Origin of the sequence: Desulfovibrio sp. UIB00, from assembly GCF_022508225.1 — a bacterium.
Taxonomy (GTDB): domain Bacteria; phylum Desulfobacterota; class Desulfovibrionia; order Desulfovibrionales; family Desulfovibrionaceae; genus Desulfovibrio.
The window spans coordinates 72255-98865 of the sequence record NZ_JAETXJ010000006.1 but is presented as its reverse complement, the minus strand read 5'-3'; the positions used below and the strand labels follow the sequence as shown (position 1 = coordinate 98865).

21 protein-coding genes and 2 tRNA genes are annotated in these 26611 nt (G+C 57.2%); 9 read left to right on the top strand and 14 right to left on the bottom strand.

The features are described from left to right. Positions 1–38: 38 nt before the first annotated feature. The 3 genes from JMF94_RS10770 to JMF94_RS10760 all read right to left on the bottom strand — a co-directional run bounded on the left by JMF94_RS10770 (position 39) and on the right by JMF94_RS10760 (position 3642). The gene (locus tag JMF94_RS10770) at positions 39–2282 is read right to left on the bottom strand and encodes a SpoIIE family protein phosphatase (protein ID WP_240825093.1); all 2244 of its coding nucleotides are present in this window, start codon (positions 2280–2282) and stop codon (positions 39–41) included. Between the two features lie 77 nt (positions 2283–2359). Continuing rightward, positions 2360–2656, bottom strand: a complete 297-nt coding sequence (locus JMF94_RS10765; protein ID WP_240825091.1) for an STAS domain-containing protein — start codon at positions 2654–2656, stop codon at positions 2360–2362. 170 nt (positions 2657–2826) lie between these two features. Further along, positions 2827–3642, bottom strand: coding sequence for a MerR family transcriptional regulator (locus JMF94_RS10760; protein ID WP_240825090.1), 816 nt, complete (start codon positions 3640–3642; stop codon positions 2827–2829). A 123-nt stretch (positions 3643–3765) separates the two neighbouring features. Between JMF94_RS10760 and JMF94_RS10755 the strand changes: the two genes are divergently transcribed. From JMF94_RS10755 to JMF94_RS10745, 3 genes are read left to right on the top strand one after another with little or no spacing between them, the layout of a single operon-like run. Beyond that, positions 3766–4992 (top strand): efflux RND transporter periplasmic adaptor subunit, encoded by a 1227-nt coding sequence (locus JMF94_RS10755; RefSeq protein WP_240825089.1) that lies wholly within the window; start codon positions 3766–3768, stop codon positions 4990–4992. A 3-nt stretch (positions 4993–4995) separates the two neighbouring features. Then, entirely contained in the window at positions 4996–8136 is a 3141-nt protein-coding gene (locus JMF94_RS10750) for an efflux RND transporter permease subunit (protein WP_240825088.1), read from the top strand. Between the two features lie 46 nt (positions 8137–8182). Beyond that, entirely contained in the window at positions 8183–8719 is a 537-nt protein-coding gene (locus tag JMF94_RS10745) for a GNAT family protein (RefSeq protein WP_240825087.1), read from the top strand. Between the two features lie 47 nt (positions 8720–8766). Here the strand turns inward: JMF94_RS10745 and dpaL are convergent, their stop codons facing one another. From dpaL to JMF94_RS10730, 3 genes are all read right to left on the bottom strand, one after another. Beyond that, the gene (gene dpaL, locus JMF94_RS10740; RefSeq protein WP_240825086.1) at positions 8767–9984 is read right to left on the bottom strand and encodes a diaminopropionate ammonia-lyase; all 1218 of its coding nucleotides are present in this window, start codon (positions 9982–9984) and stop codon (positions 8767–8769) included. Positions 9985–10254: 270 nt separating this feature from the next. Then, positions 10255–10331 (bottom strand) — tRNA-Glu (locus JMF94_RS10735). Between the two features lie 10 nt (positions 10332–10341). After that, positions 10342–10416: transfer RNA gene (locus JMF94_RS10730), tRNA-Gln, on the bottom strand. A 434-nt stretch (positions 10417–10850) separates the two neighbouring features. On the opposite strand from JMF94_RS10730, the gene JMF94_RS10725 reads away from it, so the two are divergent. The 4 genes from JMF94_RS10725 (at position 10851) to JMF94_RS10710 (ending at position 13405) form a co-directional block, all read left to right on the top strand. After that, positions 10851–12290 carry a putative sulfate exporter family transporter gene (locus JMF94_RS10725; protein ID WP_240825085.1) on the top strand — a complete coding sequence of 480 codons (1440 nt, stop codon included), beginning with the start codon at positions 10851–10853 and terminating at the stop codon, positions 12288–12290. A 20-nt stretch (positions 12291–12310) separates the two neighbouring features. Continuing rightward, complete coding sequence (locus tag JMF94_RS10720; RefSeq protein WP_240825084.1) at positions 12311–12475, top strand: bacteriocin-type signal sequence; 165 nt, start codon at positions 12311–12313, stop codon at positions 12473–12475. 265 nt (positions 12476–12740) lie between these two features. Continuing rightward, positions 12741–12971: a hypothetical protein gene (locus JMF94_RS10715; protein ID WP_240825083.1), complete on the top strand. Its 231-nt coding sequence runs from the start codon at positions 12741–12743 to the stop codon at positions 12969–12971. Next, positions 12971–13405: a DUF523 domain-containing protein gene (locus tag JMF94_RS10710; RefSeq protein WP_240825082.1), complete on the top strand. Its 435-nt coding sequence runs from the start codon at positions 12971–12973 to the stop codon at positions 13403–13405. Before JMF94_RS10715 ends, JMF94_RS10710 begins: the two co-directional genes overlap by 1 nt. A gap of 233 nt (positions 13406–13638) precedes the next feature. Here the strand turns inward: JMF94_RS10710 and JMF94_RS10705 are convergent, their stop codons facing one another. The 3 genes from JMF94_RS10705 to JMF94_RS10695 all read right to left on the bottom strand — a co-directional run bounded on the left by JMF94_RS10705 (position 13639) and on the right by JMF94_RS10695 (position 16996). Continuing rightward, a complete protein-coding gene (locus JMF94_RS10705) occupies positions 13639–14106 on the bottom strand; it encodes a HyaD/HybD family hydrogenase maturation endopeptidase (RefSeq protein WP_240825081.1) in 468 nt (155 codons plus the stop codon). 254 nt (positions 14107–14360) lie between these two features. Continuing rightward, on the bottom strand, positions 14361–16040 hold the full coding sequence (locus tag JMF94_RS10700) for a nickel-dependent hydrogenase large subunit (RefSeq protein ID WP_240825080.1): 1680 nt from the start codon (positions 16038–16040) through the stop codon (positions 14361–14363). Positions 16041–16048: 8 nt separating this feature from the next. Beyond that, positions 16049–16996, bottom strand: coding sequence for a hydrogenase small subunit (locus JMF94_RS10695; RefSeq protein ID WP_192112984.1), 948 nt, complete (start codon positions 16994–16996; stop codon positions 16049–16051). Positions 16997–17434: 438 nt separating this feature from the next. On the opposite strand from JMF94_RS10695, the gene JMF94_RS10690 reads away from it, so the two are divergent. Further along, entirely contained in the window at positions 17435–18697 is a 1263-nt protein-coding gene (locus tag JMF94_RS10690) for an O-acetylhomoserine aminocarboxypropyltransferase/cysteine synthase family protein (RefSeq protein ID WP_240825079.1), read from the top strand. 339 nt (positions 18698–19036) lie between these two features. Here JMF94_RS10690 and JMF94_RS10685 read toward each other — a convergent pair whose 3' ends face one another. The 3 genes from JMF94_RS10685 to greA form a co-directional block, all read right to left on the bottom strand. Continuing rightward, positions 19037–20029, bottom strand: coding sequence for a D-alanyl-D-alanine carboxypeptidase family protein (locus JMF94_RS10685; protein WP_240825078.1), 993 nt, complete (start codon positions 20027–20029; stop codon positions 19037–19039). Next, positions 20022–21074 (bottom strand): AI-2E family transporter, encoded by a 1053-nt coding sequence (locus JMF94_RS10680; protein ID WP_240825077.1) that lies wholly within the window; start codon positions 21072–21074, stop codon positions 20022–20024. The genes JMF94_RS10685 and JMF94_RS10680 overlap by 8 nt, the downstream gene beginning before the upstream one ends. 425 nt (positions 21075–21499) lie before the next feature. After that, the gene (gene greA / locus JMF94_RS10675; RefSeq protein ID WP_022660011.1) at positions 21500–21988 is read right to left on the bottom strand and encodes a transcription elongation factor GreA; all 489 of its coding nucleotides are present in this window, start codon (positions 21986–21988) and stop codon (positions 21500–21502) included. A 381-nt stretch (positions 21989–22369) separates the two neighbouring features. Here greA and JMF94_RS10670 point away from each other — a divergent pair, with 381 nt between their 5' ends. Further along, complete coding sequence (locus JMF94_RS10670) at positions 22370–23932, top strand: lysylphosphatidylglycerol synthetase family protein (protein ID WP_240825076.1); 1563 nt, start codon at positions 22370–22372, stop codon at positions 23930–23932. A 702-nt stretch (positions 23933–24634) separates the two neighbouring features. Here the strand turns inward: JMF94_RS10670 and JMF94_RS10665 are convergent. Together JMF94_RS10665 and JMF94_RS10660 are read right to left on the bottom strand one after the other, a co-directional pair. Further along, on the bottom strand, positions 24635–25300 hold the full coding sequence (locus JMF94_RS10665; protein WP_240825075.1) for a DUF1641 domain-containing protein: 666 nt from the start codon (positions 25298–25300) through the stop codon (positions 24635–24637). Between the two features lie 14 nt (positions 25301–25314). Further along, positions 25315–26556, bottom strand: a complete 1242-nt coding sequence (locus JMF94_RS10660; RefSeq protein ID WP_240825074.1) for an FAD/NAD(P)-binding oxidoreductase — start codon at positions 26554–26556, stop codon at positions 25315–25317. Positions 26557–26611 lie beyond the last annotated feature (55 nt).

Below are 26611 nucleotides of genomic sequence, written 5' to 3'. Positions count from 1 at the left end.
CGCGAGCTGAATCAGACGGGCCGCGCCCGGCCCCGCGCTCAGGCGTCTTCCTGCTTCCAGAGGGTTAAAATGTTCTTGCCGTCCGCAGTGCGGGCATATTCCATCCTGCTCATGATCTTGCGCATCATGGCGATGCCCAGCCCGCCCTCGCGACGCTGCTCGGCGGGCAGGCTTGTATCCGGGTCCGGCTGGTGCAGGGGGTTGAATGGGCGGCCTGTATCCTGAAACTGCATCACGGCCTGAAACGGCCCGGAACGCATCCGACAGCGCACCAGCACTGTTCCCTGATCCGGGGCGTAGGCATAGTGGGCGATGTTTGCAAAGACTTCTTCCGCAGTAACCAGCAGCATGGGCAGTGTGGCGGCGGGGCACTGGGCGACCTTGAGTTTTTCTTCCAGAAAGGCCAGCAGTGTTTCCAGATGAGCGTCATCCGCCGTTATGAGCAGTTCATCCCAGGCCAGACCAGTAAATTCCAGCGCCAGGATGGTAATATCGTCCGCCTGTTCCACGCCTGCTGCAAAGTCGTCCACCCGGCGCAGCAGGGCCTGCACGGTCTGCTCCGCATCCATATCTTCGGTACCCAGCACTGCGTTTTCTATGCCGCTGAGGCCAAGGCGTTCGCCCCGGCTGTTTTCCGCCTCGCTGACGCCGTCAGTATAGAGCAACATACGGTCGCCCGGGGCAATCTGAAAGGTCTGCTCCCTGTAGCGGGAATTGGGCATGGCCCCAAGCGGCAGGCCGTGGCCTGCTTCAAGCCATGCGTAGCGGCCTTCGGCGCGTCTGAATATCAGCGGATGCTCATGCCCGGCGTTGGCGCAGATCAGCCGCCCGGTTGTAAGGTCAAGCACCGCCAGAAAGGCCGTAAGAAAGATATCCTGATCGTTCTGCGCGGTGATGCGTTTGTTGGCCTGCGTGAATATCTCTGCCGGGGAAAGGCCCGATTCCGCAAGGCTCTTGATGAGGGTCTTGGCCGTCATCATAAACAGGGCCGCGCCGATGCCCTTGTCCGCCACATCGGCCACCACAATCACAAGCTGGTTTTTATCCCGCAGATAGAAGTCGTAAAAGTCGCCGCCCACCACCTTGGCGGCGCGCATGACTGCAAAAATATCAAAGTCTTCCCGCTCTGGATAGGCGGGGAAAACGCTTGGCAGCGAGGAGCACTGGATGGCGCGGGCAAATTCCAGCTCCGCGTCTATGCGGCCCGCTGCGGCGCTGATGGCCGCCTTGAGGCTCTGCACGGTTTTGTTGATGCCGTCAGAGAGCAGCCCGAACTCCGGCGTGGTGCGTTCGTTGAGCACCACATCCAGATTGCCGGAGGTGATTTTTTGCAGGTCTTCGTTGACGCGGTACACATCGTTGATGACCAGCCGTTTGACCAGATGCGACACCATCCAGAAAATCACGGCAAACAGCACCACATTGCAGGCCGCGATGTACAGGAGCATGCTGTCGCGCGAGAAAAACACCTCGCTGCGCGGCAGCAGGGCAAAGAGGGTGTAGCCCTCCACCTCGATATTCTGGCAGATGTACTGCTTGCCGAGAATGGAAACCAGCCCCTTGCCGTCTGTCTGTATGAGGCCGAGGGCATCCACATTCGCCCCAAGGGGAACAGCGGTCTCGTTGCCCGTGCTGATGACGGCCCCGTAGATGGAGATGACCATGAACCCGTTGGAGCCAATATGGTATCGCGGGGCGATCTGATCCACCGCAGCGGAACGCAAGGCGGCTGTCAGACGCTTGGGCGAGTAGCCGATCTGCACAATGCCCGTGCAGTCGCGGCGGGCCACACCGGCATACTGAAAGGGCACGCGGTCTGCGCCGCGCTCTTCAATATCCTGCACAAGGGCAAAATCCAGATCGCGCAGGGCTGGTAAAAATGCCGCAGACTGCGGCGAGGACGCCATATCATAGCCCACAAAGGGGCCCGTGGAGGCGATGATCACGCCCCGGTCGTCCGCAACGTTCAGCTCTTCCACGTCCAGTAGTTTGCGTAAAAAATGTAATATTGTTGGGATTGTAAGGATGTTTGGGTTTTGCGTGATTATGGCCGCAAAGGCCCGTGCCTTGGTCAGCGCGCCAGCATCCGAAATTTCGCGGATGTAGGCGGCATTGGTAATGACCATGCGCAGATATTTTTCCCCATCGCCCAGATTAGTGGAAAGCATGTGGCGGGCGTTTTCTTCGGCCTGCCGGGTCTGCAACAGATAGGATGCGGCAAGCGTGAGGCAAAAGGCGGGGAAAATGCAGATAAAAAGCCATTTGTGAAATAACTTGTGCATGGCGGCCCGCCTTTGCGGGCTTGCCCGCTCAGCATGAGGAAAACCCGAACCGGCGGCGCGGGCTTGCGGGTGTGCGGCTATTCTATGGTAAACAGATCCACAAAACCTGTGATGCTGAACACTTCCCTCACGGTTTCATTGGCGTGGATGATGCGCATGCCCTTACGCTGAACCATGCGCTTGTGCAGGCGCAGCAAAATGCGCAGGCCTGCGCTTGAAATATAGTCTACCTCGCTGAAATTGAGCACAAGCTCATCCGCAGCGCCGCAGTCTTCTTGCAAATCCCTGTCCAGCGCCGGAGCCGTCACTGTGTCGATCTTGCCCGCTATGCTGACATGCAAAACGCCGTCAGCCATTTTTTTGCAAACCTGCATGTGGGCCTCGTAGTTATTTAGGTGGAGCAAAAGTATAGCTCTTGCATATCTCTACGATTACAGCGCCCCGCCCGCAAGAGGAAAATACGTACCGGCGACTGGGGCGAGGGCACGCGGCCCTTGCTGGCTGCCCCTGATTACGGGGACCCGTAAATTGAGGCAGTATGCCACTATTCCACACGGATGGCGTATTTCACCGCGTAGCAGTCCCCGCCCTCCTGCATGACGTAACTCATCATGTCGCACACATAGACATCGCTTTTCATGGTCAGGCCAGCGGCGTTGACCTTTTTCAGCATATCGGCAAGGGCCAGCCTGTGCGAGGCGTCCGTGCCATTGTGGGCCAGAATGGCGTATTTTCCCTCTGGTTTGATATGGAGGAGGGAGGGCGGCGTGGAGCGCCGCACCCTGGTGAAGTAATACCGCTCAACATAGCTGCCCTGCCGTATGTCATCCAGGCAAAAGACAACGCCAAAGGGATAGCGCGGTTTTTCTTCCTGCTGCTCATATCCCCGATTATATTCCACAAAGCGCTGCACAAGTTCCCATTGCGACTCTGATGGGCTTGCGCCTGTGGGCGTCATTTCCAGCCGTTCTGCCTTTTGGTGCCGCACGGTCATGGTGTCGTATTCAAAATCCAGGGCTTCGCGCAGGCAGGCGGTCATGTCCTTGAGCATCAACCTGCGCTGGGCCAACTGGCGCAGTTCCTTTTCTGTGTTGCGCTGTTTTTCCTGCAAGAATGACAGGAAGTCCTCGCCGTTCATGTTGTGCAGGTGCGCCTTGATTTCCTTCAGCGAACTGCCGACCTCCTTGAGCATGGAGAGCAGGTCAAATTCAAAATACTGCTCAATCCCGTATCGGCGGTACCTGTTTTCTGAAACGTGCTTGGGTTTCAGCAACCCCTCTTTTTCGTAGAACAGCAGGGTGCCTTTTTGCGTGCCGCACAGGCTGGCAAATTCGCCTGAGGTGAGCAGATTCTTTTTCATTTCATTTTTCCCTTGACTCTAAAGTAACTGTATAGTTTACGCTGGCAAATTACAGGCAAAAGGGCAAGCCCGAGGTTGTTTGCCCATACAAGAGCAGAGGTGTTTGTAATGCGCTGGTTTAGTATGAAAAAATTTCGACTGTGGCTGCTCGTGCCCTTGGGGCTGACGGTGCTCGCCCTTGGATGCACCAAGGAGGAGGTGTCTGGCCCAGCCCATGCCGAGGTGCAATACCTTGTGCTGGGTGAAGAAAAGCTGACCCTGGGCAGTACGCTGCCGGGGAGAGTGTCCGCGCTGGTGACGGCGGAGGTTCGGCCTCAGGTTGACGGCATTATCATTGAGCGCCTGTTTGAAGAGGGTGCCGATATAAAAAAAGGGCAGGTCTTGTACCGCATAGACCCGGCCATCTATCAGGCGGCCCACGCCACAGCCAGAGCATCGCTTGCTGAGGCAAAGGCCGCTGTTACCGCCATTGCCCTGCTGGAAAAACGCCAGCGGACGCTGATCAAGCAATACGCCGTCAGCCAGCAGGAGCTGGACAATTCCATCTCGCAGCACGGTCAGGCCCGCGCCCGCGTTGCCAGGGCGGAGGCTGAGCTTGAAACAGCGGCCATCAACCTCGCCTATACGGAAATAAAAGCCCCGGTGTCAGGCCGCATTGGGGCCTCTGCCGTTACGGTCGGCGCTCTGGTTACTGCCAACCAGTCGTCCCCTCTGGCCGTCATTCAGCAGATTGACCAAGTCTATATTGATATGACGCAATCCAGCGCGGAGGCTATCCGCCTGCGCCGCGCCCTTGCGCAGGGCCGCATATCCGCCAACGGCGATACAGCAAAAATCCGCCTGACGCTTGAAGACGGCTCGCCCTATACGCCAGTGGTCACAGCAGCGCATGCTGGCGAATCGGCCTGGATACAGGGCGACCTGCTGTTTTCTGAAATATCTGTGGCGCAGAGCACGGGGAGCATAAGGCTGAGGGCTGTGGTCGATAATCCTGACGGGCTGCTGCTGCCGGGCATGTACGTTAAGGCCGCTATTGAAGAAGGCTCGGTGGACAAGGCCGTGCTGATCCCGCAGGGGGCCGCCTTTGTGAACAACACTGGCGGGCACTCTGTTTACGTCTTGCAGAAAGAGGGCGCGGAAGACGGGATTTTTCGTCTGACGCGGCGCGATGTGAGCATTGACCGCGCATACGGCAACCGCTGGATTGTGGGCGCGGGCCTCAGCGCTGGCGACCTGCTGGTGGTTGAGGGCTTCCAGAAAGCGGCCCCCGGCGAGCTTGTTCGGGGCGTACCTGTGCAAGCATCGCAGGCCAAGGGCGCCCATGCGGCGTCTGCCACCGAGGTGCGGTAGGGTATGGCAGCTTTTTTCATCAATCGCCCAATCTTCGCCTGGGTGATTGCCATCATCATTATGCTGGCCGGGCTGCTTGCTCTTGGCAGGCTCCCCATTGCGCATTACCCGGATATCGCCCTGCCGCAGATATCCATCTCGGCCCAGTACACAGGAGCGACCGCGTCCATTGTTGACCGCAGCGTCACGCAGATAATTGAGCAGCAGATAAAAGGCCTGGACAACCTGCTGCACATGAAATCAACCAGCAGTTCCTCCGGCGATACGGAAATTATCCTCACCTTTGCAGCGGGCACGGATGCCGATACGGCGCAGGTGCAGGTGCAGAACAAGGTGCAGCAGGCTCTTTCCCTGTTGCCAGATACCGTGCAGCGGCAGGGCGTTCAGACGTCCAAAGCCGTGGACAATTCGTTCATGACAGTGGCTTTTTACGATGCCAGCGACACCATGCGCCCCAACGACATAAGCGACTATGTGGCAAGCTCGCTGGTTGACCCCTTGAGCCGCGTTCAGGGCGTTGGCGCAATCACCCTGTATGGTTTTCAAAATGCCATGCGTATTTGGTGCGATCCGGACAAAATGCGCCAGTACAAGCTGAATCCGCAGGACGTTGTTGCTGCCGTGCGCGCCCAGAACGCCCAGGTTGCTGGCGGTCAGGTGGGGGCTGCGCCAGCCATGCCGGGGCAGGAGATCAATATTGCCATCAACGCCTCATCCAGCCTGGAAACAGCGGAACAGTTTGAACAGATTCAACTGCGGGTGGAAGAAAACGGCTCCGCAGTACTGCTCAAGGAGGTTGCCCGCATCGAACTGAATGAAGAAAGTTCCATGGGCACCACATTTTTCAACGGGCATGCTGGTACGGGGCTGGCTTTCAAGCTTTCATCGGGGGCCAACGTTCTGCAAACTACCAGGGGCATCAAGGCCGAATTGCAGTCGCTCGCCAGCTTTTTCCCGCCGGGGCTCAAGTATGCCTATGCTGATGACCGCGCGCCTATTGTGGAAAAATCCATACGCTCGGTTGTGCGTACCCTGTTTGAGGCCATCGCGCTTGTGGTGGCGGTGATGTTTGTGTTCATGCAGAGCTATCGCGCCACGCTTATTCCGGCCATTGCCGTACCTGTGGTGCTGCTCGGAGTGTTCGCGGTATTTGCGGCAACGGGTTTTTCCATCAACACGCTGACTATGTTCGGCATGGTGCTGGCTATCGGCCTTTTGGTGGATGACGCCATTGTTGTGGTGGAAAATGTGGAACGCCTCATGCGCAATGAGGGGCTTGCCCCAAAAGAGGCCGCGCTCAAATCCATGCGGCAGATAACCGGGGCGCTTGTGGGCGTTGCCGTGGTCATATCCGCCGTCTTTGTTCCCATGGCCTTTATGCCCGGTTCCACCGGGGCAATCTTCCGGCAGTTTTCCGTGACCATTGTTGCGTCAATGGTACTTTCCGTGGTGGTCGCCATTGTACTCACGCCTGCCCTGTGCGCCACCATGCTGCGCGCGCATGTGAGTGGAACGGGGGAGGGCTTCTTTGGGCGCTTCAACCGATGGTTTGCGGCCTTTACGGAACGCTACAGCCTTGGCGTGAGCGGCATGGTGCGGCGGCCCTTGCGGTGGGGCGTAGTGTTTGCGGCATTGGCGGCAGGGTGTCTGGCCTTGTTTCTGCTTTTGCCTTCGGCATTTTTGCCGGATGAAGATCAGGGAATACTGTATGTTGACGTGCAGTTGCCGCCGGGCGCGTCACTGGAGCGCACGGAAAAGATTGTCAAAGAGGTCGATGCCTACTTTCGCAACGACGAAAAGGATTCCATAGAAAGCGTCATGAGCGTTATCGGCTGGGGATTCAGCGGTACCGGCCAGAACTCGGCCATGGTGCTTCCCCTGCTCAAGGACTGGAGCAAACGCGGCCCGGGGCAGAGCGCCTCTGACGTGATGGAGCGCTCCACGGAACGGTTTTCATCCATAGCCGGGGCGGAAATAGTTGTGATGTCGCCCCCGGCGGTCATGGAGCTTGGCACTTCCTCCGGCTTTGAGCTGGAACTGATGGATCGCGGCGGCAAAGGGCACGCGGCCTTGCTCACGGCCAAGGATGCCCTGCTGGAAAGTGCGGCAAAATCCGCTGCTGTTACCAGCGTAAGGTATAGCGGCATGGCCGATACCGAGCAGTATGATCTGGTCATCGACAACAGCAAGGCTGGCGCTTACGGCCTGACCAGAGCTGAAATAAACAGCGCCATCAGCGCCTACTGGGCGGGCGAATATATCAACGATTTTTCGGATAAGGGCAGAACAAAAAAGGTTTACTTTCAGGCGGAGCCTTCGGTTCGCTCCGGAATAGGCGATTTCAGCCGTTTTTATCTGCGCAACACCAAGGACGAGATGGTGCCGTTCTCCAGTTTTATCGGCGTAAAGTCTGTTCTGGCTTCCCCAAGCCTGACCCGCTATCAGGGCATACCGTCCGTAAAGATTGAAGGGGCCGCCGCACCGGGGCAAAGCACCGGGCAGGCCATGGCGGCAATGGAAAAAAGCGCGGCAAGTCTGCCCCCCGGCTTTGACTATGCTTGGACGGGGCTTTCCTATCAGCAGCGTGTGTCCGCAAGCCAGGCCCCTTTGCTCTACGCTGTTTCCATTATCGTGGTCTTTCTTTGCCTGGCTGCCCTGTACGAAAGCTGGACTATCCCGCTGGCGGTGCTGCTGGCGGTGCCCACCGGCATTGTGGGCGCCTTGGGCGGCGTGTACCTGCGCGGCATGAATAACGACATCTACCTGCAAATTGCACTGCTGACGATCATTGGCCTGTCGGCCAAGAACTCAATCCTGATCGTGGAATTTGCCAGAGAAATGCACCGGGGCGGCAAGGATCTGGTTGCAGCCACGGTAGAGGCCTCCCGGCTTCGCCTGCGGCCTATCATAATGACTTCGCTATGCTTCATCCTTGGTGTGGTGCCGCTGGCGCTCAGCAGCGGGGCGGGCTCCGGCGCGCAAAACGCCCTTGGTACAGCCGTGCTGACAGGCATGATCACCGCAACAGGCCTGGGCATTTACTACACGCCGCTGTTCTTCATTGTAGTGAACCGTTTTTTCAGCGGAAAGCTGCGGCGGAAAGGACCTTCTGCCGAGCCTGCGGCCCAGCAAGAACAACATTGAGCATGCCATGATCAGAGATGATGATTTTGAAATACAGGAGGTTGCTGTGATAAAATTTGAAACGGAACGTCTTGTCCTGAGACCTTTTGAAGCCAAGGACGCGGCAGGCCTCCTTGAAATGCTTTCGCACCCACGCGTCCACTGTTTTGCGTCTGACCGTCTGGACTCGATGGACGCGGCGGTTGCCGATGTTGCGCGGCGAAGCGCAGACCCCGTGCAACTGGCGGTTTGCCTCAAAGAGCAGGATGAGATGATCGGGCTGATGTTTGCCGCGAATGATGAACCGGATACCTATGGCGTGGGCTGGCATCTGAACGCCAGCCATGAGGGAAAAGGATACGCAAGCGAGGCCGCAAGGGCGTTTCTTGATATTCTTTTTACCCGCAAGGGCGCACGGCGGATATATGCCTATGTGGAAGATGACAACATCCGCTCGCAAAAACTGTGCGAGCGGATGGGCATGCGCAGGGAAGGGCTTTTCAAGGAGTTCATTTCATTTGTCAGCAATGCCGATGGAACGCCCAAATACGAAAACACATGCCTTTATGCGCTGTTGAAAAAGGAATGGGAAAACAACCGCTAATGGGCGCATATGGGCATATGCACAATTCTTGACGGGTGCGGCTGGTGTCAGGCGCACTCCTCATCCGCATACGCGCCCTGCCAGACAATCTTTTTGTAGATGTGCGGCACAGTGTCGCCCTCGGTGCTGATGAGCAGAACCGAGGCATCGGCGTTCAGGCCCAGAGCTGCGCGCTGGTCTGCCGCAGCAGGGCTGCTCATGAGCCAGTGCAGCGCACCCGCGCCAGCTGCGCCAGATTCGCCGGAAACAATGGGCTGATCGCCCCTCACGGGCGCCGCCAACAAACGCATGCCATTGGCTGCCATGTAATCCGGGCAGGACATGAAGGCCGTGCTGTAATCCTTGAGGATGCTCCAGGCCAGACTGCTCGGTTCGCCGCAGGCAAGCCCGGCCATGAGGGTTTGCAGGTCGCCGCCCACGGCATGGGCCTTGCCGTTGCCCGCCAGTGCGGAGCGGTAAAAGCAATCGGCGGCGTGCGGTTCCACCACAATGAACCGTGGGGCCGCCTCGCCAAGGGCCGCCACCAGAAAACCCGCCACAGCAGCGGCAAATGATCCTACGCCCGCCTGAAGAAAACAGTGCGTCGGGCGAATGGCGGCTGCGTCCATCTGCTCCAGAATTTCTGCGGCAAGGGTCAAGTACCCCTGCATGATCCATGCGGGAATCTGTTCGTAGCCCTCCCACGCGGTGTCCTGCACCATTACATAGCCTTTTTCCTGCGCCAGATTCCAGCTCATACGCACGGTGTCGTCATAATTGAGATCCGTGATGTTGCACTGCGCGCCGAGCGCCAGAATGTTGTTCTGGCGGGTTTTGTCCGACCCTTTGGGCATGTAGATGATGCAGGGATAGCCCAGCTCGCGGGCTGTCCATGCCAGCCCCCTGCCGTGGTTGCCGTCCGTTGTGCTGATAAAGGTGATCTGCCCTGCGGCTGCTCTGGCGGCGGGGGCCTCAAGCATGCCCCGCACAAGGCCTTCGGCTGGCAGGCGCATGTGCTCGGCAAGGCAGCGGGCCACTGCGTAGGAGCCGCCGAGCACCTTGAAGGCGTTGAGGCCAAAGCGGTGTGACTCATCCTTTACGCAGACGTTTTTTAGGCCAAGGCTTGCCGCCAGCCCCGGCAGGCTCACCAATGGAGTGGGGTGGTACTGGCTGAAAGAGGCGTGATACGCGCGGACATGCCGGGCCACGGCGGGTGAAAAAGCGGTAACGTCCACGCCCTGAGCGGGCGCGGTGCGAAAGGGATTGAGCAGCAGGGATGCGGGCATGGGCGGTTTCCTTTGGGCTTGCCTTGCGGCGTCAGGGCCGGGCAATGGCAAGTATAGTGGCGGCTTGCCCATCTGGGCAAGGGGGAAACTGCCCCAGAAGGTCTGGCTTACCCTAATAAAATGGGCATACCATGCAGGCCAGCTTGCCCTTTACGCGAGAAGGTGCCGGAGTAAAAGAAAAATGAATGCTGCGGGGGATGCGTCCCGTGGGGCTGTAGAAAGCGCACGAAAAAAGGGTTACATTTTTCAATGTAACCCTTTATTCTCGAGTGGCGTCCCCAAGGGGATTTGAACCCCTGTCGACGGCGTGAAAGGCCGTTGTCCTGGGCCGGCTAGACGATGGGGACGCGGTGTTGTTGGCTGGGCTGCAAGGACTCGAACCTTGATTAACGGAGTCAGAATCCGTCGTCCTGCCAATTGAACGACAGCCCAACGCGAGAAACGTGTATATGTGAAACTGCCGGGTAGTGTCAACAGAAAATTTGAAAAAAATGTTAGAGCCTGCATTTTTACGCTCTGCCGCCCACCTTCAATGATGTTTTGGGGGTAGGCATGTGAATAGAGGGGCGAGGAGGTGGTGCGCTTTTTTAGCTTTACCCGCTGGTGAAACAGCTCTGGTACTTGATGACTGATTGTTAAACTTTGGACTTAAGCTTGACAATATCTTGCATAAAGGTATGTTTTTCCACATGCGCCAATGGTCGGCAGACCGCAAAATTGGTGCTGCAAGTATCGGTTTCCAGCTGTTTCCGCGGCAAGACGCCTCATGAAGACTGCTCTGTTCTTTATGGAACAAGGTGGTCTGTGCGGCGTAGGTGCGGCTGGAGTTTGTTTGTTTAGCTTAACCTGTACGGAGGAGTTTGGGTATGGCATCAACAAAAGCCTATAATGAAGACAAAGTAGCCCTGCTTATCGGCTGCTTCATCTTCTTGCTGGCGCTGGGCAAGTTCGCTGGCCTGGATCTGCTGGGCTGGGGCCTCAAAATGGGCATGTGGGTCAAAAGCCCGCTGGATTGCTGGGCTTCGGCCTCTAAGGGTGCATTGCCTGGCGTGGGGGCTCTGATCGCCAGCTATGTGTTCATTGCCGCCGTCATGTCTGTGGGCATCAAGCTCATGAAAGGCAACATCGGCAAGTTCCTTTACGGTTTTACCTGCATTTTCTTCATTGCCATCGCCTGCTACACTGTTGGCGCCAACGCCTACATTGCAGCCAACCCCACGGAAATCGCCAAGCAGGGCATCACATGGTCGCTTGGTCTGAGCACCGAGGCTGGCCTTATTGTGGCCTTGGTCATGGGCATTCTGCTGGGCAACCTTACGCCTGGTTTTGCTGAATCCCTGCGCGAAGCCTGCCGTCCCGAACTTTTCGTCAAAATCGCCATCGTTATTCTTGGTGCTGAGCTTGGCGTGAAGGCCGCCGACGCCGCTGGCTTTGCCGGTCACGTTATTTTCCGAGGCCTGTGCGCCATTGTTGAAGCTTACTTGCTGTACTGGTCCGTTGTTTACTACGTGGCTCGCAAGTACTTCAAGTTCAATAAGGAATGGGCCGCTCCCCTTGCTTCGGGCATTTCCATCTGCGGCGTCTCTGCGGCCATCGCCACCGGCGGCGCCATCCGCGCCCGGCCTGTGGTGCCGATCATGGTGTCCTCGCTGGTCGTGGTGTTCACCTGCATCGAAATGCTGATCCTGCCCTTTATCGCGCAGCACTTCCTGTACACCGAACCCATGGTGGCCGGTGGCTGGATGGGCCTTGCCGTTAAGTCTGACGGCGGCGCTATCGCCAGCGGCGCCATCACTGAATCCCTGATTCTTTCCAAGATGGCTGGCCTCGGCACCAAGTGGGAGCCAGGCTGGGTCGTGATGGTGACCACCACCGTCAAAATCTTCATCGATATGTTCATCGGCGTATGGGCCCTGGTCCTCGCCTACATCTGGACTGCCAAGTTCGACAAAACCCGTGGCGAACGCACCATGACCTGGAGCGACGTTATGGATCGTTTCCCCCGCTTCGTGCTGGGGTACCTTGGCACCTTCCTGATCCTGCTGTTCTTCTGCCTGTCTTCGCCTGAACTGCACAAGCTCGGCAAGTCCATGGCCGGCGCCCTCAACGGCTTCCGCGTCATGTTCTTCCTGCTGACCTTCTTCAGCATTGGTCTGGTGTCCAACTTCCGCAAGCTGAAGGAAGAAGGCATTGGCCGTCTGGCAGTTGTGTACATCGTGTGCCTGTTCGGCTTCATCATCTGGGTGGGCCTGTTCATTTCTTATGCCTTCTTCCACGGCATGACCCCGCCTGTGATGGCTGGCTAGTCCAATATACGGAGTAAGTTATGGAAACGAAAAGCGAAGTTAAGCTTCACGAAGAAATCGAGAAGATGGAATACGAACCGCTGGATCCCGTTGAACTCAAGCTCGTTCACTGGAGCTGGGGCATCGGCGTGGCTCTGCTGGTTGTGCTCTTTGTCATCAGCAAGTTCGTCATGACCACGCACTAGACGTGCCTGACGCCCATTGATATGAACGCCGGGGAGGGTTTCCTCCCCGGCGCTCTTGTGTGCTGCGGGCAATGACGTTGTTTGGCACCTGTAAGGTCTGCTTGTACTTGATCTGTTGCCGCCATTGAGGTGCGCGGTCAGTATGCGCCTCGGCGCGGTATCCCCGTTGCAGGCCATGAACACCCGTTTGTAACGCGGCCGTTGCCCAAGACGTGATAACCGTTTGTCCGGCATCTGCTGGCGAAACTGTGCGAAGGATAAGGCTATGCCGCATTATCATCTGCGCTTTATGAAAGGCCCCAATTATACGCTGAATCTGGAATTTGAGGCTGTTGTGGAGGCATCTTCCTTTGAGGAAGCCTTGAAGCCCCACACTGACTGGCCCATAACCGAAAGTTATGACCACGCCACGGCCACGGCCTGGAATCCCGGCACCTGCATGTATTATCAGGAAATGTGGGAAGCGGCCCTGCTGCCCGAAGGTGAAAGCAAGTAATGACTCCGCGCTACATAGTCAGCGCCTGTCTGGCTGGCGAGCGCTGCCGCTATGACGGCGGCGACAATACCTGTGAGCTCGTGGTGCGGCTGGTGGAAGAAGGCAGGGCAGTGTCTGTCTGCCCGGAGGTTCTGGGCGGGCTTGAAACGCCGCGCAGCCCCTGCGAACGGCTGGGCAACCGCGTTGTGAACCGTGACGGGCAAGACGTGACGGATGCTTTTGAGCGTGGCGCAGCCCTTGCTGTGGACCTTGCCCGCAAGAATGCCTGCACCGCCGCAATTATAAAGAGCCGCTCTCCGTCCTGCGGATTTGACCGCATTTATGATGGCAGCTTCAGCCACACGTTTTGTGCGGGGGATGGCGTGTGGGCAGAGATGCTGCGCGCCGAGGGCTTTGCCCTGTTCAGCGAACTCTCGCTCCCAGACGAGTCCTGATGAATCCTGACGGACAGCAATCAAAAGCTGCTTGTGCGACAAAGCCGGGCGCGAGTCGGAAATTTCCGAAAACGCGCCCGGCTTGTTTTATTTATGTGACACAAAGCGCTGTTTTGCAGCCTGCTGTGATGCAGACAATCAGAGCGTCAAGCTCTCGCGGACGCGATACGTTCTCGCGCCTGCGTGGCGGCTCAGCCTCAAATACGCGCAGAACGCCTTTGTAGCGATTTTTTTCAGGCGACAGGCTGTGCGGTGGCGATGCCGCGCTCTGCAAGGGCAGCAACAACCTTGGTGCAAAATTCCGGCAGCAGTTTTTCGGCTTCCGGGGTCAGCCCCACCTGCATTGTGTGGTAGTCAAAAGGCTGCAGGCCAAAAACAACGGCCTGCACATCATGCCCGGCCATGCTGCACGTGATCAGCGTATCCAGAAGATCTGTCTGGTGCATGGAATCGCGGAAGCTCAGGCTTTTGCGCAGGTCTTCGCCTTCCAGCATATAGATGGTGCCGGGTTTTTCCGGCCCAAGCACCACGTCAAGAACCACCAGCGTATCGCAATCCATCAGCGTGGACATAAGCAAAAGGCCTTGTGTGCCGCCGTCTTCAAGGCGAACATTTTCCGGCCATGTGTATTTGGCCTGCAAATATTCCACGGCGCGTACGCCGAAGCCTTCGTCTGTCAGCAATATGTTGCCGACGCCCATAATCATTATTCTTTTTTGTTCCACGTTGGCGCTCTCATGTGGGGGTTGCTGCCAGTTTGCGCAAGGCATCCCAGGTGGATGCAATGCCGCATATCTGTTCAATATGCCAAAATATTCTTCTCTGGTCTACGCTGTTCACGCAACTGTATTGCAGGCTGCTCGAAGATTGTGCTGCTGCGCTCTGCCTCATAATAAAAAAGGGCGGGGAAGCCCCGCCCTTTTCAATGCCAATTTACTGCGTGTTCAGCGCGCTGCTACAGCACCTTGAACTTGTGCACTTCGTTGGTTTCTCCATCGATAACATGCACGGCGCAGGCGATGCAGGGGTCGAAGGAGTGGATGGTGCGCAGGATTTCAACCGGGCGCTTGGGATCGGCCACAGGGGTGCCGACAAGCGCATGCTCGGCAGCACCCATAACGCCCTTGGCGTCCCGGGGTCCGAGGTTCCAGGTGGTGGGCACCACGAGCTGGAAGTTGCCGATCTTGCCTTCTTCAATGCGGATCCAGTGCGAAAGACCGCCACGGGGGGCATCCAGGAAGCCCACGCCCTTGGCATTGGCAGGAACAGCGTAGTCTTCGACGATCTGCTTGTCCTTGGCAATGTTGTTTTCGTACTCGTTGAGCCAGTTTTCGGTCTGCTGGGCGATAACCAGAGTCTGGATACCACGGGCAGCAGTACGGCCCAAGGTGGAGAACAGGGCTTCGGGGCCAACGTTCAGGGCCTTCAGCACGCCGTCAACCGCAGGCTTGATGGTCTTGTGGTTCTGACCGTAGGCCACCAGCACCTGAGCGAGGGGGCCGGTTTCCATGGACTGACCCGCGTAGCGGGGAGCCTTGAGCCAGGAATAACGGTCAGTATCGCCCATCTTGGTGAAGAAGGGTTTGGTTTCGCCTTCGTAGGGGGTGCGGGCCTTGTCGCCTTCGTACCAGCTGTGGCGCACGTGTTCTTCGATCTTGGAAGGATCAAAGGGCTGCACCGAGCCGATCTTGCGGTCATAGATGACGCCGGGCTTGTACCAGCGGCTGTTGAGGTCGCGTTCGCCGCCAGCAGCGGGGAATTCGCCAAACGCCATGAAGTTGTCGGTGCCGCCAATGGCCGCCCAGTCCTTGTACTGACCAGCAACCATGAGCAGGTCGGGAATGTAGACCTGTTCAATGAAGGTGCGGGCCTTCTTGTACAATTCGCGGAATTCCTTGATGCGCTGGGGCGACAAGGCTTCGTAGCAGGTCACGCCGCCAGCCACGGTGAACTGGGTGTGCGGGTTTTTGGCGCCGAACACGGCCATGCCCTTGGCAATTTCCACCTGGGCGCGCAGGGCTTCCAGATAGTGGGCGGTGGCGACCAGGTTGGCTTCCGGCTCCAGGTAGTAGCTCGGGTGGCCGCCCAGGAAGTAGGCGTTGGTGAAGGGGCCAAGCTGGCCGCTTTCGATAAAGGTCTTCAGTTTGGCCTGCACGGCGGCAAAGTCTTCTGCCTTGGCCGGACGCGGCGAAATGGACTGGGCCAGCTTGGCTGCCTTGGCCGGGTCGGCCTGCAGGGCATTGGCCACGTCCACAAAGTCGAGGGCGTGCAGGTGATAGAAGTGCACCACGTGGTCATGCATGAACTGCATGGCCATGACGAGGTTGCGGATATAGGTGGCGTTGGCCGGAATGGGCTTGTTGATAGCGTCTTCAAGCGCGCGGGTGGAAGCAAGGGCGTGCGTGTAGGTGCAGACGCCGCATGTGCGCTGGGTGAAGTGTTGGGCATCACGCGGATCGCGGCCCTTCAGGATGACTTCAAGGCCACGGTAAAGTGTGCCGCAGCTGCGGGCGTCCTTGATTTTGCCGCCTTCAACTTCAACTTCAATACGCAGATGCCCTTCGATGCGGGTCAGCGGGTCCACCACAATGGGCCCGGTGTAGCTGCTCTGGGGCGTTTGTTTGATCTGGCTCATGATTCCCCCTAGTTCTGGTAGAACGGCGACATTTCGTCCCAGAAACCGGGTTCGCTGCAACCAATGCAGGGATGCCCGGCAGCCACCGGCCAGTTGGTCTCATTGAAGAGAACCTTGGGACAGTTGTTGTACGTCTGCGGGCCTTTGCAGCCCACTTCGTAAAGGCACCAGCCCTTGCGCGCTTCTTCCGAATTGAAGGAAGGCGCAAACTCGCCGGCGTCGAAGTGCTTGCGGCGTTCGCAAAGGTCATGCACGCTCTGACCAAAGAACATGAGCGGGCGGCCCAGTTCGTCCAGTTCAATCTTCTGGCCCTGCAAGAAGGCCACAAGTGCGCCGACCATATTGAGGGGGTTGGGGGGGCAGCCGGGAATATTGATGCCCTTGACGCCCAGGCTGGCAAAGCATTCGTTCACGCCCTTGGCGCCGGTGGGGTTCGGCTTGGCAGCCTGAACGCCGCCGTAGCAGGCACAGGTGCCGATGTTGACCACGGCCTTGGCCTTGGGCAGAATTTCTTTGCAGATGTCGTACATGGTATGGCCGCCAATGTAGCCATACTTGTTGTCCATGCCCGTAGGAATGGCGCCTTCGACCATACAGACAAAGCCATTGGGATTTTCCACGGCGGCATGCAGGGCCTGTTCGGCGGCTTCGCCAGCGGCGGCCATGATGGTTTCGTGGTAGTCAAGAGAGATGGTGTCAAGAATGACGGCATCAATAAAGGGTTTGTAAGTGCGCAGCAGCGCTTCGGAACAGCCCGTGCATTCAGCGGCGTGCAAATACACCACTGAAGGACGACGTCCGGTCAGCGCAGCGGCCACCTCGGAGGCGAACGAGGGGCCAAAGCCCATCGTCACCGCCACCGCCGTGCAGAATTTCATGAAGTCACGGCGGCTTATGCCCTGGCGCTCTAAACGCTCTTCTCCGCCTTTTTTGCCCAGACCCACGGCAATACGCATAATAGCCTCCTGGCAAAAGTGAGTGAAAGGCTTTGCTCGGCCCCGCCACAGGGCCCGCTTGCGGCGCAACAAAATTGCGCCAACTCCGCATCAAGACAGCGGCGCTACAACGTACGAAAGGCCGCTCTTTTTGCGGCGCTGTCAGCAAACAAAAATCAGAAACTCGGGCAGTGCGTCACAGAGCGTATTGTCATGGCTATCCCCAGAATGCCTCACGCCACAGGGCGACCACCTGCTTCTTAGAATCTTATACTTCTACATGCAAACGGTCAATAGGAAGGAACTTTTTTTGCTTTCTCTTCATCAGCCGTACAGGAAATTTCTCAGGCAGGCTTGGTGGTTGCCTCGCCCCTTTGCTTGCGCTACGGTGCCTGAATCGCACGGCATTGCAGCCGGGAACATGCGACAAATTCCAACACAAGCACAGCAGAGGACGGCATGAAAACGGAATCTCTTTGTCTGCACGCGGGCTATGAACCGGGCAATGGCGAACCCCGCGTTCTGCCCATAGTGCAGAGCACGACCTTTAAGTACGCCACCACCGCCGAAGTGGCGAAGCTTTTTGATCTTGCCGAAGCGGGCTTTTTTTACTCCCGCCTTGGCAACCCCACGGTTGACGCCGTGGAGCAGAAAATTGCCGCTCTTGAAGGCGGCGTTGGCGCGCTGTGCACCTCGTCCGGTCAGGCGGCAAGCATGCTGTCCCTGCTCAATGTGGCCCAGAGCGGCGACCATGTGGTAAGCGCCGCCAGCATTTACGGCGGCACGTTCAACCTTTTTGCCGTTACCCTCAAAAAGCTGGGCATTGAAGTCACCTTTGTGGATCAAACCGCCTCCGAGGCCGAGCTGGAAGAGGCCTTCCGGCCCAACACGCGCGCCGTGTTCGGCGAAACGCTCTCCAACCCCTCCATGGATGTGCTGGATATTGAGCGCTTTGCCAAGCTGGCCCACAGGCACAGGCTGCCCCTGATCATCGACAATACCTTTGCCACGCCCGTGCTTTGCCGCCCCTTTGAATTCGGGGCCGACATCGTAGTTCATTCCACCACCAAATATATGGACGGCCACGCCCTTCAGGTGGGCGGCGTCATCGTGGACAGCGGCAACTTTGACTGGGCCTCCGGCAAGTTTCCCGAATTTACCGAACCTGATCCTTCCTACCACGGCCTCGTGTATTCCCAGGCCTTTGGCAAGGCCGCTTACATCGTCAAGGCGCGCGTGCAGCTCATGCGCGATATGGGCTGCTGCCAGAGCCCTCAGGGCGCGTTCTACATCAATCAGGGCCTCGAAACCCTGCCCCTGCGCATGGAACGCCACTGCCGCAACGCCGAAGCCGTCGCCGCCTATCTGGAAAAGCATCCCGCCGTGGAATCCGTCAATTATCCGCGCCTGCCCGGCCACCCGCAAAAAGCCCTGGCCGACAAGTACATGCCCAATGGGTGCAGCGGCGTCATCTCCCTATCCCTCAAAGGCGGACGGGAAGCCGGCGCGCGTTTTATCGACAGCCTTAAAATGATATCCCTCCAGGTTCACGTGGCCGACATCCGCACCTGCGTTCTCCATCCCGCCAGCTCCACCCACCGCCAGCTGACCGATGATCAGCTGCGCGAAGCCGGTATTACCCCCGGCATGGTGCGCCTCTCTGTGGGCGTTGAGCATGTGGATGATATTATCGCCGATCTGGAGCAAGCTCTGGGGCGCTAGGGTCTTTTTGACCGCTGACTGCGTCAGGCGGTTTTTCTGCTTGGGTCATGCACGTGTCTATGTGCGCTCCCCGCGCAGAGAATCCGCCTTACGCGCTAAGGTCTTTTTGGCTGCTGACTGCGTCAGGCGGGCTTTCTGTTTGGGGCATGTACGTCTGTGGCCCCTGCGTGGCCGCATTCATGTCTGCATCATTTTATATATCCCTTGTTCGATACTAAGCAGCAATGCGTGGCGCACTGGCGTACCAAAAATAAAAAGGTCGTGGAAATCGGCCAGATATCCGGCCAGTTTCTCACAACCTCTTTACTACAAAACTATCTTGAATCTTTGAGATTTTTTTTAGCGTCTGTAGCCCATGGCGCGCCGGATTTTCTTTGGGTCGCCGCCGCCGTCAAAGCCTGCTTCGATCAGCCGTGTTGCCATGGCATCCCTGGCATTGCGGCTTGTGCCGCCCATAACCACAGCCAGGATGCGGGTATTGCCGCGCTGGGCTGTAACAATAAGATTGTAGCCCGAAGCCACAGTCCAGCCTGTTTTAAGGCCATTGACGCCGCGCACAGAGCCGAGCAGCGCGTTTGTATTGGCCATTTGTCTGTTCCTGTGAGTAAAAACGCGGGTGCTGTGAAATTTTTGCGCGCCGGGGTGGGCGCGAAGGTAGGCGCGGGTCAGGCTGGCAATATCGCGGGGGGTGGAGCGCTGCCCTGCGGCGGGCAGACCTGTGGGATTCTTGAATTCCGTGCGGTTCAAGCCCAGCCCTTTGGCTTTTTGATTCATGGCGCGCACGAACTGTCGCTCGTTGCCAGCCACACGCAGGGCAAGCGCCGTAATGGCGTCATTGCCGGATGCAACGGCAGCGCCGGTGAGCAGTTGCCTGACCGCCACGCGCTCCCCGTTGCGGAGGTGCATGGACGAGCCGCCCACGGTGGACGCGGCAGGCGTGATGCGGATTTTTTCGTCAAGGCTCAACCGGTTGGCGCTGACGGCATCCATGGTCAGGAACATGGACATCACCTTGGTGAGCGATGCAGGCGGGATGGACATGTCTGCGTTTTTTTCAAAAAGCACTTTGCCAGTATCCATGTTGACCAGAATAGCCGCGCGCACGCCTCTGGCTGCACGAGATTCTGTTGCACCTGAAAGCAGCGTGACGCATACGGCGCAAAAAAGGATGCTGAATACCGCCATGCGCCGCAAGCAGCTCAGAGCTGACGGCGCAAACCCCGCACTGCGAGGGGTGGCGTCTTGCGGAAGTTTGCCGGGCTGTGCCCTGCCGGGCTGATCCCCGGGGGCAAGCCTGCCAAAACCGGAATGTATGGTGTCTATCTTATCCATTGTGCCTATAGGTGCGGTTGCCTTCTTCCACTGCCTGAATGGCAAAAGCCAGCAGCACAGGACCCACAATTAGGCCTACCGGCCCAAAGCTCGCCAGACCGCAAAGAATGGCGATGATCAATACAAAGAACGGGGCCTTGATGCCCTGCTGCAAAAAGAGCGGACGCAGAATGTTGTCCACGCCAGCCACCACCACAACGCCCCAAAGGGCCAGGCCCACAGCGGCCATGCTGTTGCCCGTGAACCAGAGCGAAAGGCAAAGCGGCACCCACACTATGGCCGTGCCAATGGCGGGAATGGGAGCCACGAGCGTGGCAAGCAGGCCCCAGAATGCTGGCTGGCGTACCCCTGCAAAAGCAAAGGCAATGCCGCACAAAATGCCCTGCGCCGCAGCCACCAGCACAATGCCCAGCAGAATACCTCGCAATGCCCGGTGGATGGCAGCCGTAAAGCGGCAGAGCATTGCTTGGGGTATGTGGAATATCCTGCCGGAAATTTTTCGGATGTGGCGGGCATAGGTGGTAAAGATCACCGTGAGCGTAAAGAACAAAAAGCTTGTCCACAGCACTGTCATGGTGCCGCCGAGAAAGTCCATGCTTCGGCTCAAAAGCAGGCTCATGGCATCGCCAAAAAACGCATCCAGTTTTTGCAGAAAGTCGCTGACCATCTTTTCTGCGCGCGGATATTCTGCAAGGCTTAGCCGCCATTGCTGAATATTGGCCACCCACTCGGGCGGCAACTGAAAATTGTTGGCTTGCAGCTCGCGCAGGCGCGCAAAACCAGCCGCCGCCTGGGGCGTCACCAGCAGGGCGAGCATGGCAATGGGAATTAGTATGGAAGAGAGGAGAGTGGTTATGTAAGCATAGAGGGGCAGGCTGCTTGAAAGACTAAGCCGGAATTTGCGCCAGCGGGGGCCGCTCCGGGTTTTTTCAAGGCGTTTGCGCCACATCCGGCCCTTCATTTGTAGTGTCCGGTAAAGCGGCAACGAAAGGCATGACAGACAGGCCGCCATGAATATGGTCACCGGATTGTGCCAGAGCAGCATATACAGCGCGAGCGCGGCTAAGAGGTAGAGCAGACGCGGCAGCGTTAGAGTCATGGTAAGCCTTGGGTTATGTGGGCGCGGCTTTTTGACCAGCGCCGGAACGTTGGAACGCGCAAGAGTAGCAAAAGCGGGCGGGGTCTGCCAAGAGGCGCAAAGGTATAAATACGCCCGCGCGGGTCAGGGCTGGCAGCCGTGTGGCATATGCCAGTGCGCCATCACGGCGCAACGGCCCGCCCGGAAAGTTTTTGTCAGGCGCGCCCCGCCGCCCTGCGGTTGTGCAGAGAGGCCGGAGCGCGCCATATAGTCACACTGCGGTATGTTTGCGCGTTGACGCGCTGCGGAAAATACGTCTGGGATAAAACCGTTGCCGCGAAGCCAGAAAGGCGCGGCGTCGGCTGGTGGAGACCAGGGCAGCAGCCTCGGCCCTAGTTCAACACGTTGCTGCCTTTAAAGCTGATGTTGATCACTTCATAGGTAACGCGGCCACGCGGAATATCCACGGTCACTTCATCGCCTACTTCGCGGCCCAGCAGGGCCTGACCCACAGGGGAAAGGAACGAGATGGAACCCTTGGCGGGGTCGGCCTCATCGGGGCCGAGAATGGTGAAGGAGCGTGCTTCGCCGCTGTCCACATCCTCAACCTCAACCGTGGAACCAAAGATGACCTTGTCGCCCTTCAGGGAATCAAGATCAACGACCTGATAGAGCGCCATGCGGGATTCAATGTATTTGATGCGGGCTTCAGCCATGCCCTGACGTTCCCGCGCGGCGTCGTACCCGGCGTTTTCTCGCAGGTCGCCTTCTTCACGGGCTTCTTTGATGGCCTGGATGATGGCGGGCCGTTCGCTCTTCAGGCGGGCCAGTTCGTCTTCCAGCTTTTTGTAGCCTTGCACGGAAATGGGGATGCTTGTCATGGTTGCCATAATCTGACCTCACAAACGAAAAAAAAGCGCCGCTGCCCAGGCAGCGGAGCAAGCAATGGGGGGTATTTTCCGAAAAAAGGCTGCACGGGCCGCAGTGACTGTGCGCTAAACCCGGCTGTGTTAACCGGGTAATTATCCGTAACAGCAAGTTCACCCTACCTACTGGGCGCAAAACGGTCAAGCCCCGAAGCGCGCGGGCTGGGGAAGACATAATGTCATGTAATCGACATGAGGTTCAGGCTTGCGCGGCAGTGAGCCAGCGTATATGTTGGAGTTGCGCCCAACGCGGCATGCGCTTGCGCCAGCACGGCAGAGCTGCGTAAAACGCTTGGTTTGAGCGGCATATAACAACTGTATGAACAACGGCAGACTATGAAAAAATATTTGCGTTATCTTGGGTCGGTGCTTGTCACGGCGGTGTTTTTTCTGGCTGTGTACCTTTTGTACCATAAGCTTAAAAGTTACAGCATAGCCCAGATTCGCGAAAGTATAAGCCAGATATCGCACGGGCGGATTCTCTGCTCGTTGCTGCTGATGGTGGTCAATTACATCATTCTTGTGGGCTACGACTGGCTGGCGCTCAAGGCCATTCACAAAACCCTGCCTTTGCCCCGCGTGGGGCTTGTTTCATTTGTGGGGCAGGCTGTGAGCTACAACTTTGGCGCGCTGCTGGGCGGTACCAGCGTGCGTTACCGTTTTTATTCGGCCTGGGGTTTTTCGCTGGCAGAGATTGTGCGTCTGGTGCTGATGCTGGCGGTTACATTCTGGGTTGGCGCACTGGGGCTGTGCGGGTTGATTTTTATCATAAGCCCGCCTGTCATTCCTGATGATCTGCTGGCAAAAATGCCCATGACAGACGTGCGCATTCTGGGCGTGGTGCTGCTGCTTATTGCCTGCTCCTACCTGATCTTGTGCTGTACCGTGCGCAAGCCCGTACACCTGTTTGGCAAGGAATTTGTCTTTCCGCCGCCACATATCGCCTTTGCTCAGGCCCTTGTGGCCGGGGTGGACATTATCGCCGCAGCGGGCTGCATGTACGTGTTGCTGCCCGGCAACATGGGCATATCGTTTCTTGATTTTCTGCCAAGCTACCTCATGGCCCAGGTGGCTGTGGTGCTTACGCACATCCCCGGCGGGGTTGGCGTTTTTGAGCTTGTCATTCTGCACCTTACCCATACAACACAGGCGCAGGCCGTATTTGCGGCGGTGCTGCTGTTCCGCATCATTTACTTTATCATTCCGTTGCTGGCAGCCGCATTGCTGCTGGCCGTTTACGAGGTGCGCCAACGAAGCGACATGCTGCGCGAAACTGGCCGCTGGCTTTCTGTACTCTCGCACTCCATTTCTGCCTATATGGTTTTTGCAGCGGGCGTGATTCTGCTTGTCTGCGCCATGCTGCCGCCAGGTAAGCACATGCTGCACGCTCTGCGCAGCATGATTCCTTATGAGGCGCTGGCTGTGGGGCATTTTCTTACGGCTATTTCGGGCGCAATGCTGCTCTTTGTTTCATACGGGCTTGAGCGGCGGCAGTCGCGCGGATTCCAGCTGGCGGTGCTGTGTCTGTGTCTGGGAATTGCGGGAGCCTTGCTCAACGGTTTTTCGTGGATCACCGCATCCATGGTCAGTATTGTGCTGCTGACTGTGTGCATGGCCCGGCGGCGTTTTTACCGCTCGTCCTTTTTCTGGGAAGAACCCATCCCCGGTTACTGGCTGTTCGGTGCATTGGGTGTGCTGGCTTTGATGGCGTTCATTGCCTGGGCGCTTTATCATCCCTCCTGGAATAAAGCCGCTGCCTGGGGTTTTGACCGCCCGCATATGGCCGCGCAAACATTGCTTGATTTTCTTGGCATTGCCGTGGGGCTGGCAGCCGGCTGGCTGTGGCGCGTTGCCTTGCGGTTACGCGCCCGGCGGCAAAAGGCCGTGCATCACGGGTAGCGCGCTGAACGCCTATCGTTATTGCAGAGTGTTTTATTAAAGAAGAGGCCTTCCGTGCTTACGGAGGGCCTCTTCTTTGTAAACGGGCTTGCTGGGTCTGCTGATCCGGCGGGTAGGGGGGCTGCACTTGTCTGCACGAGTCTGATTACGCCGGGCATGTCCGCGCTCCGCGCATGGACTTGCTGTAATGTTCCAACAGGCTGTTCACCTGCCCCCTAATCGGTAAAGCTGGAGTTATCAGACAACAGCAAACCGAGAGAGGGAGCGGGTGAACAGCCTGTTAAGCTTTATTTTTGTCAGATATACACGCTGAGGTAAGAGAGAAAAACCGGGGATGAAATAGCCCTAGGCTTGGGTATTTGCCGAAGCAGAGTTTTTCGCATTTTGCAGCAACGTGCTTGTTCACGGTTATCATCGCTGGAGCACAGGGAACCAATTTCTCGCTATCGATTGAAGAATCCAGGGCAAATATGCACCTGGACACCAAAAATCTGGGCAAGATTGATGCCGTTGGACATAGAAAGGCGGGAACGCGGCAGGTTCATCTTCAAAGATGGGAGGGTGAACATTGTGCTGATACTCTACTCATGCTGAGTGTCCATATGAGATCACTATCAGAAATGATGTTTTGAAATTATTTCTGATGGTTTGGTGCAACGCCCAGTCCTCTCTATTTTGTAGCCGCTTCAAGCACTAGGATGGCTAACTGATTTTTGCGTTCGTGGTGAATTTTCCAACTGTTTTTAGCATCTCCGCGATGAGGCCCATGGTCTGCTTGCCTTCAGTACTGCACAGTGCCCCAACCATGCCCAGCAGACCAGTAGGCTTAACTTTCGCCATGTCGATTCCGCTCAGCACGTCAACCAGCGTTACAATCTTGGCCTGCAGGCCAGGATCGGCAAGACGCTGCAGCAGCGTGGTCAAAAAGACAAGGCCTTCGCCCATTTTTGCAATGTCTTCAGGGCTCATGGCGTTCAACAGGTTACCGCCAGCGCCTTTGACCGCAGACATTTTTGCAAACACGCCGTTACGTTCCCACTCTCCCATCATTTCAACGATGTGCGGGAAGGTGGGCCCCATGGCGGGGTGCAGGATATGCCACAGGTCTGTGGCGTTCTCCAGCTGGTCCAGAAGCCAGGTGAGCTTGGGAACAGTCAGCACGCCCTTTCTGCACAGATCCAGTATATCGTCGAGCGTAACCCTGCCATTGAGGGTTTCCATCTCGTCAAGCATAAGGCGGAAAGCGTGGTTGCCGATAGGCGTCAGCTGCTCCAGCAGCATTCGGCTGTTTTCCTTGCTCGCTTGAAGATCGCTGAGCCTATCTTCAATAGCCCCAAGCCGCTCAAGAATTTTATCTTCAGGTATCATATGCTGCCTCCGGCCTACTTGCTTCTCAGCAAAGAGGTGTCTTTGCCTGCAAGATACATATTGGGCTCAAACGGAAGCTCGTGACCCTTGAGCATAAGGTTGTAGTACACCCATTTGAACATGAGCTTGCCCCAGTAGTTGATGTGGCTTTCGCCCAGCAGCTCAAAGGGTCCCACGCCAGGAAGCGGGAACATGCCCGGCAGTGGCTCGATAGCGTAGCTGAAGTCGATCAGCGAGGCCTTTTCAAAACCCGTAACGATGAAGCAGTTGGTGTGGCCGTCAAACTTGTAGTAGTTGTCGGTACCTTCAATGTCGGACAACAGGTTCTGGGCGATAACGTCGGATTCAAAGTGGGCAACAGAACCGGCTTTGGATGCAGGGACATTTGTTGCGTCCCCGATGATGTACATGTTTTCAAATTTATTTGATTTTAGCAGTTCCTTATCTGTGTCAATAAATCCCGTGACATCGGAAATCTCTGAATCAATAAGAAATTGCTGGCCCAACTGGGGAGGAATTGTCACCAAGAGGTCATAGGCGATATCATCACCCGTTACCGAGGTAATTACAGCACGATCCGCGTCAACGCTGTCCACACTCCAGTTTGTGGTAACCTTGATGCCCTTCTGTTCGCAAAGCGTTCCAAGAATGTTGTTGGCCACGGGCTTGGTAAACGCGCCAGTGAGAGGCGTGACAAGCTCGATCTCAACGTTGTCGCGCACGCCCATTTTTTGCAGATACCAGTCGGCCATATACACAAATTCCAAAGGCGCGACCGGGCACTTGATGGGCGTTTCGCAAATGTGCAGTACTAGTCTGCCCTTTTTGAAATGCTTCATCTTGCCATACAGGGCTGCTGCACCGTCATGCGTATAAAAATTGTGAATTTTCCCGCCCCAGTCGTCCAGCAGGCCGGGCACTTCGTCGGGCGCGATGCGTGCGCCAGAGGCAACAACAATCCAATCATAGGTGTGCGTGCTGTTTTTGCACACAACCTTGCGCTGTATAGGATCAACAGCGGTGATCGTATCGAGTACGAAATTGACACCGCGTGTGATGAAATCCTTTTTGGGGCGGACGCAACCCTCGGGGGTATCAACCCCAAACGGAACCAGAAGCCAACCGGGCTGATAGTGATGGACGGGGTCACGATCGATGATCGTGATTTCCCATTCGCGTTCACTCAACAGCTTTCTCATCTTTGTGGCGATCATGGTTCCGCCAGCGCCAGCACCAAGAATAAGCAATTTTTTCATTAAACTGACCTCAAGGCATAAAAGGTGTAGTGAAACAAGGCATGTTGAGTGTCCA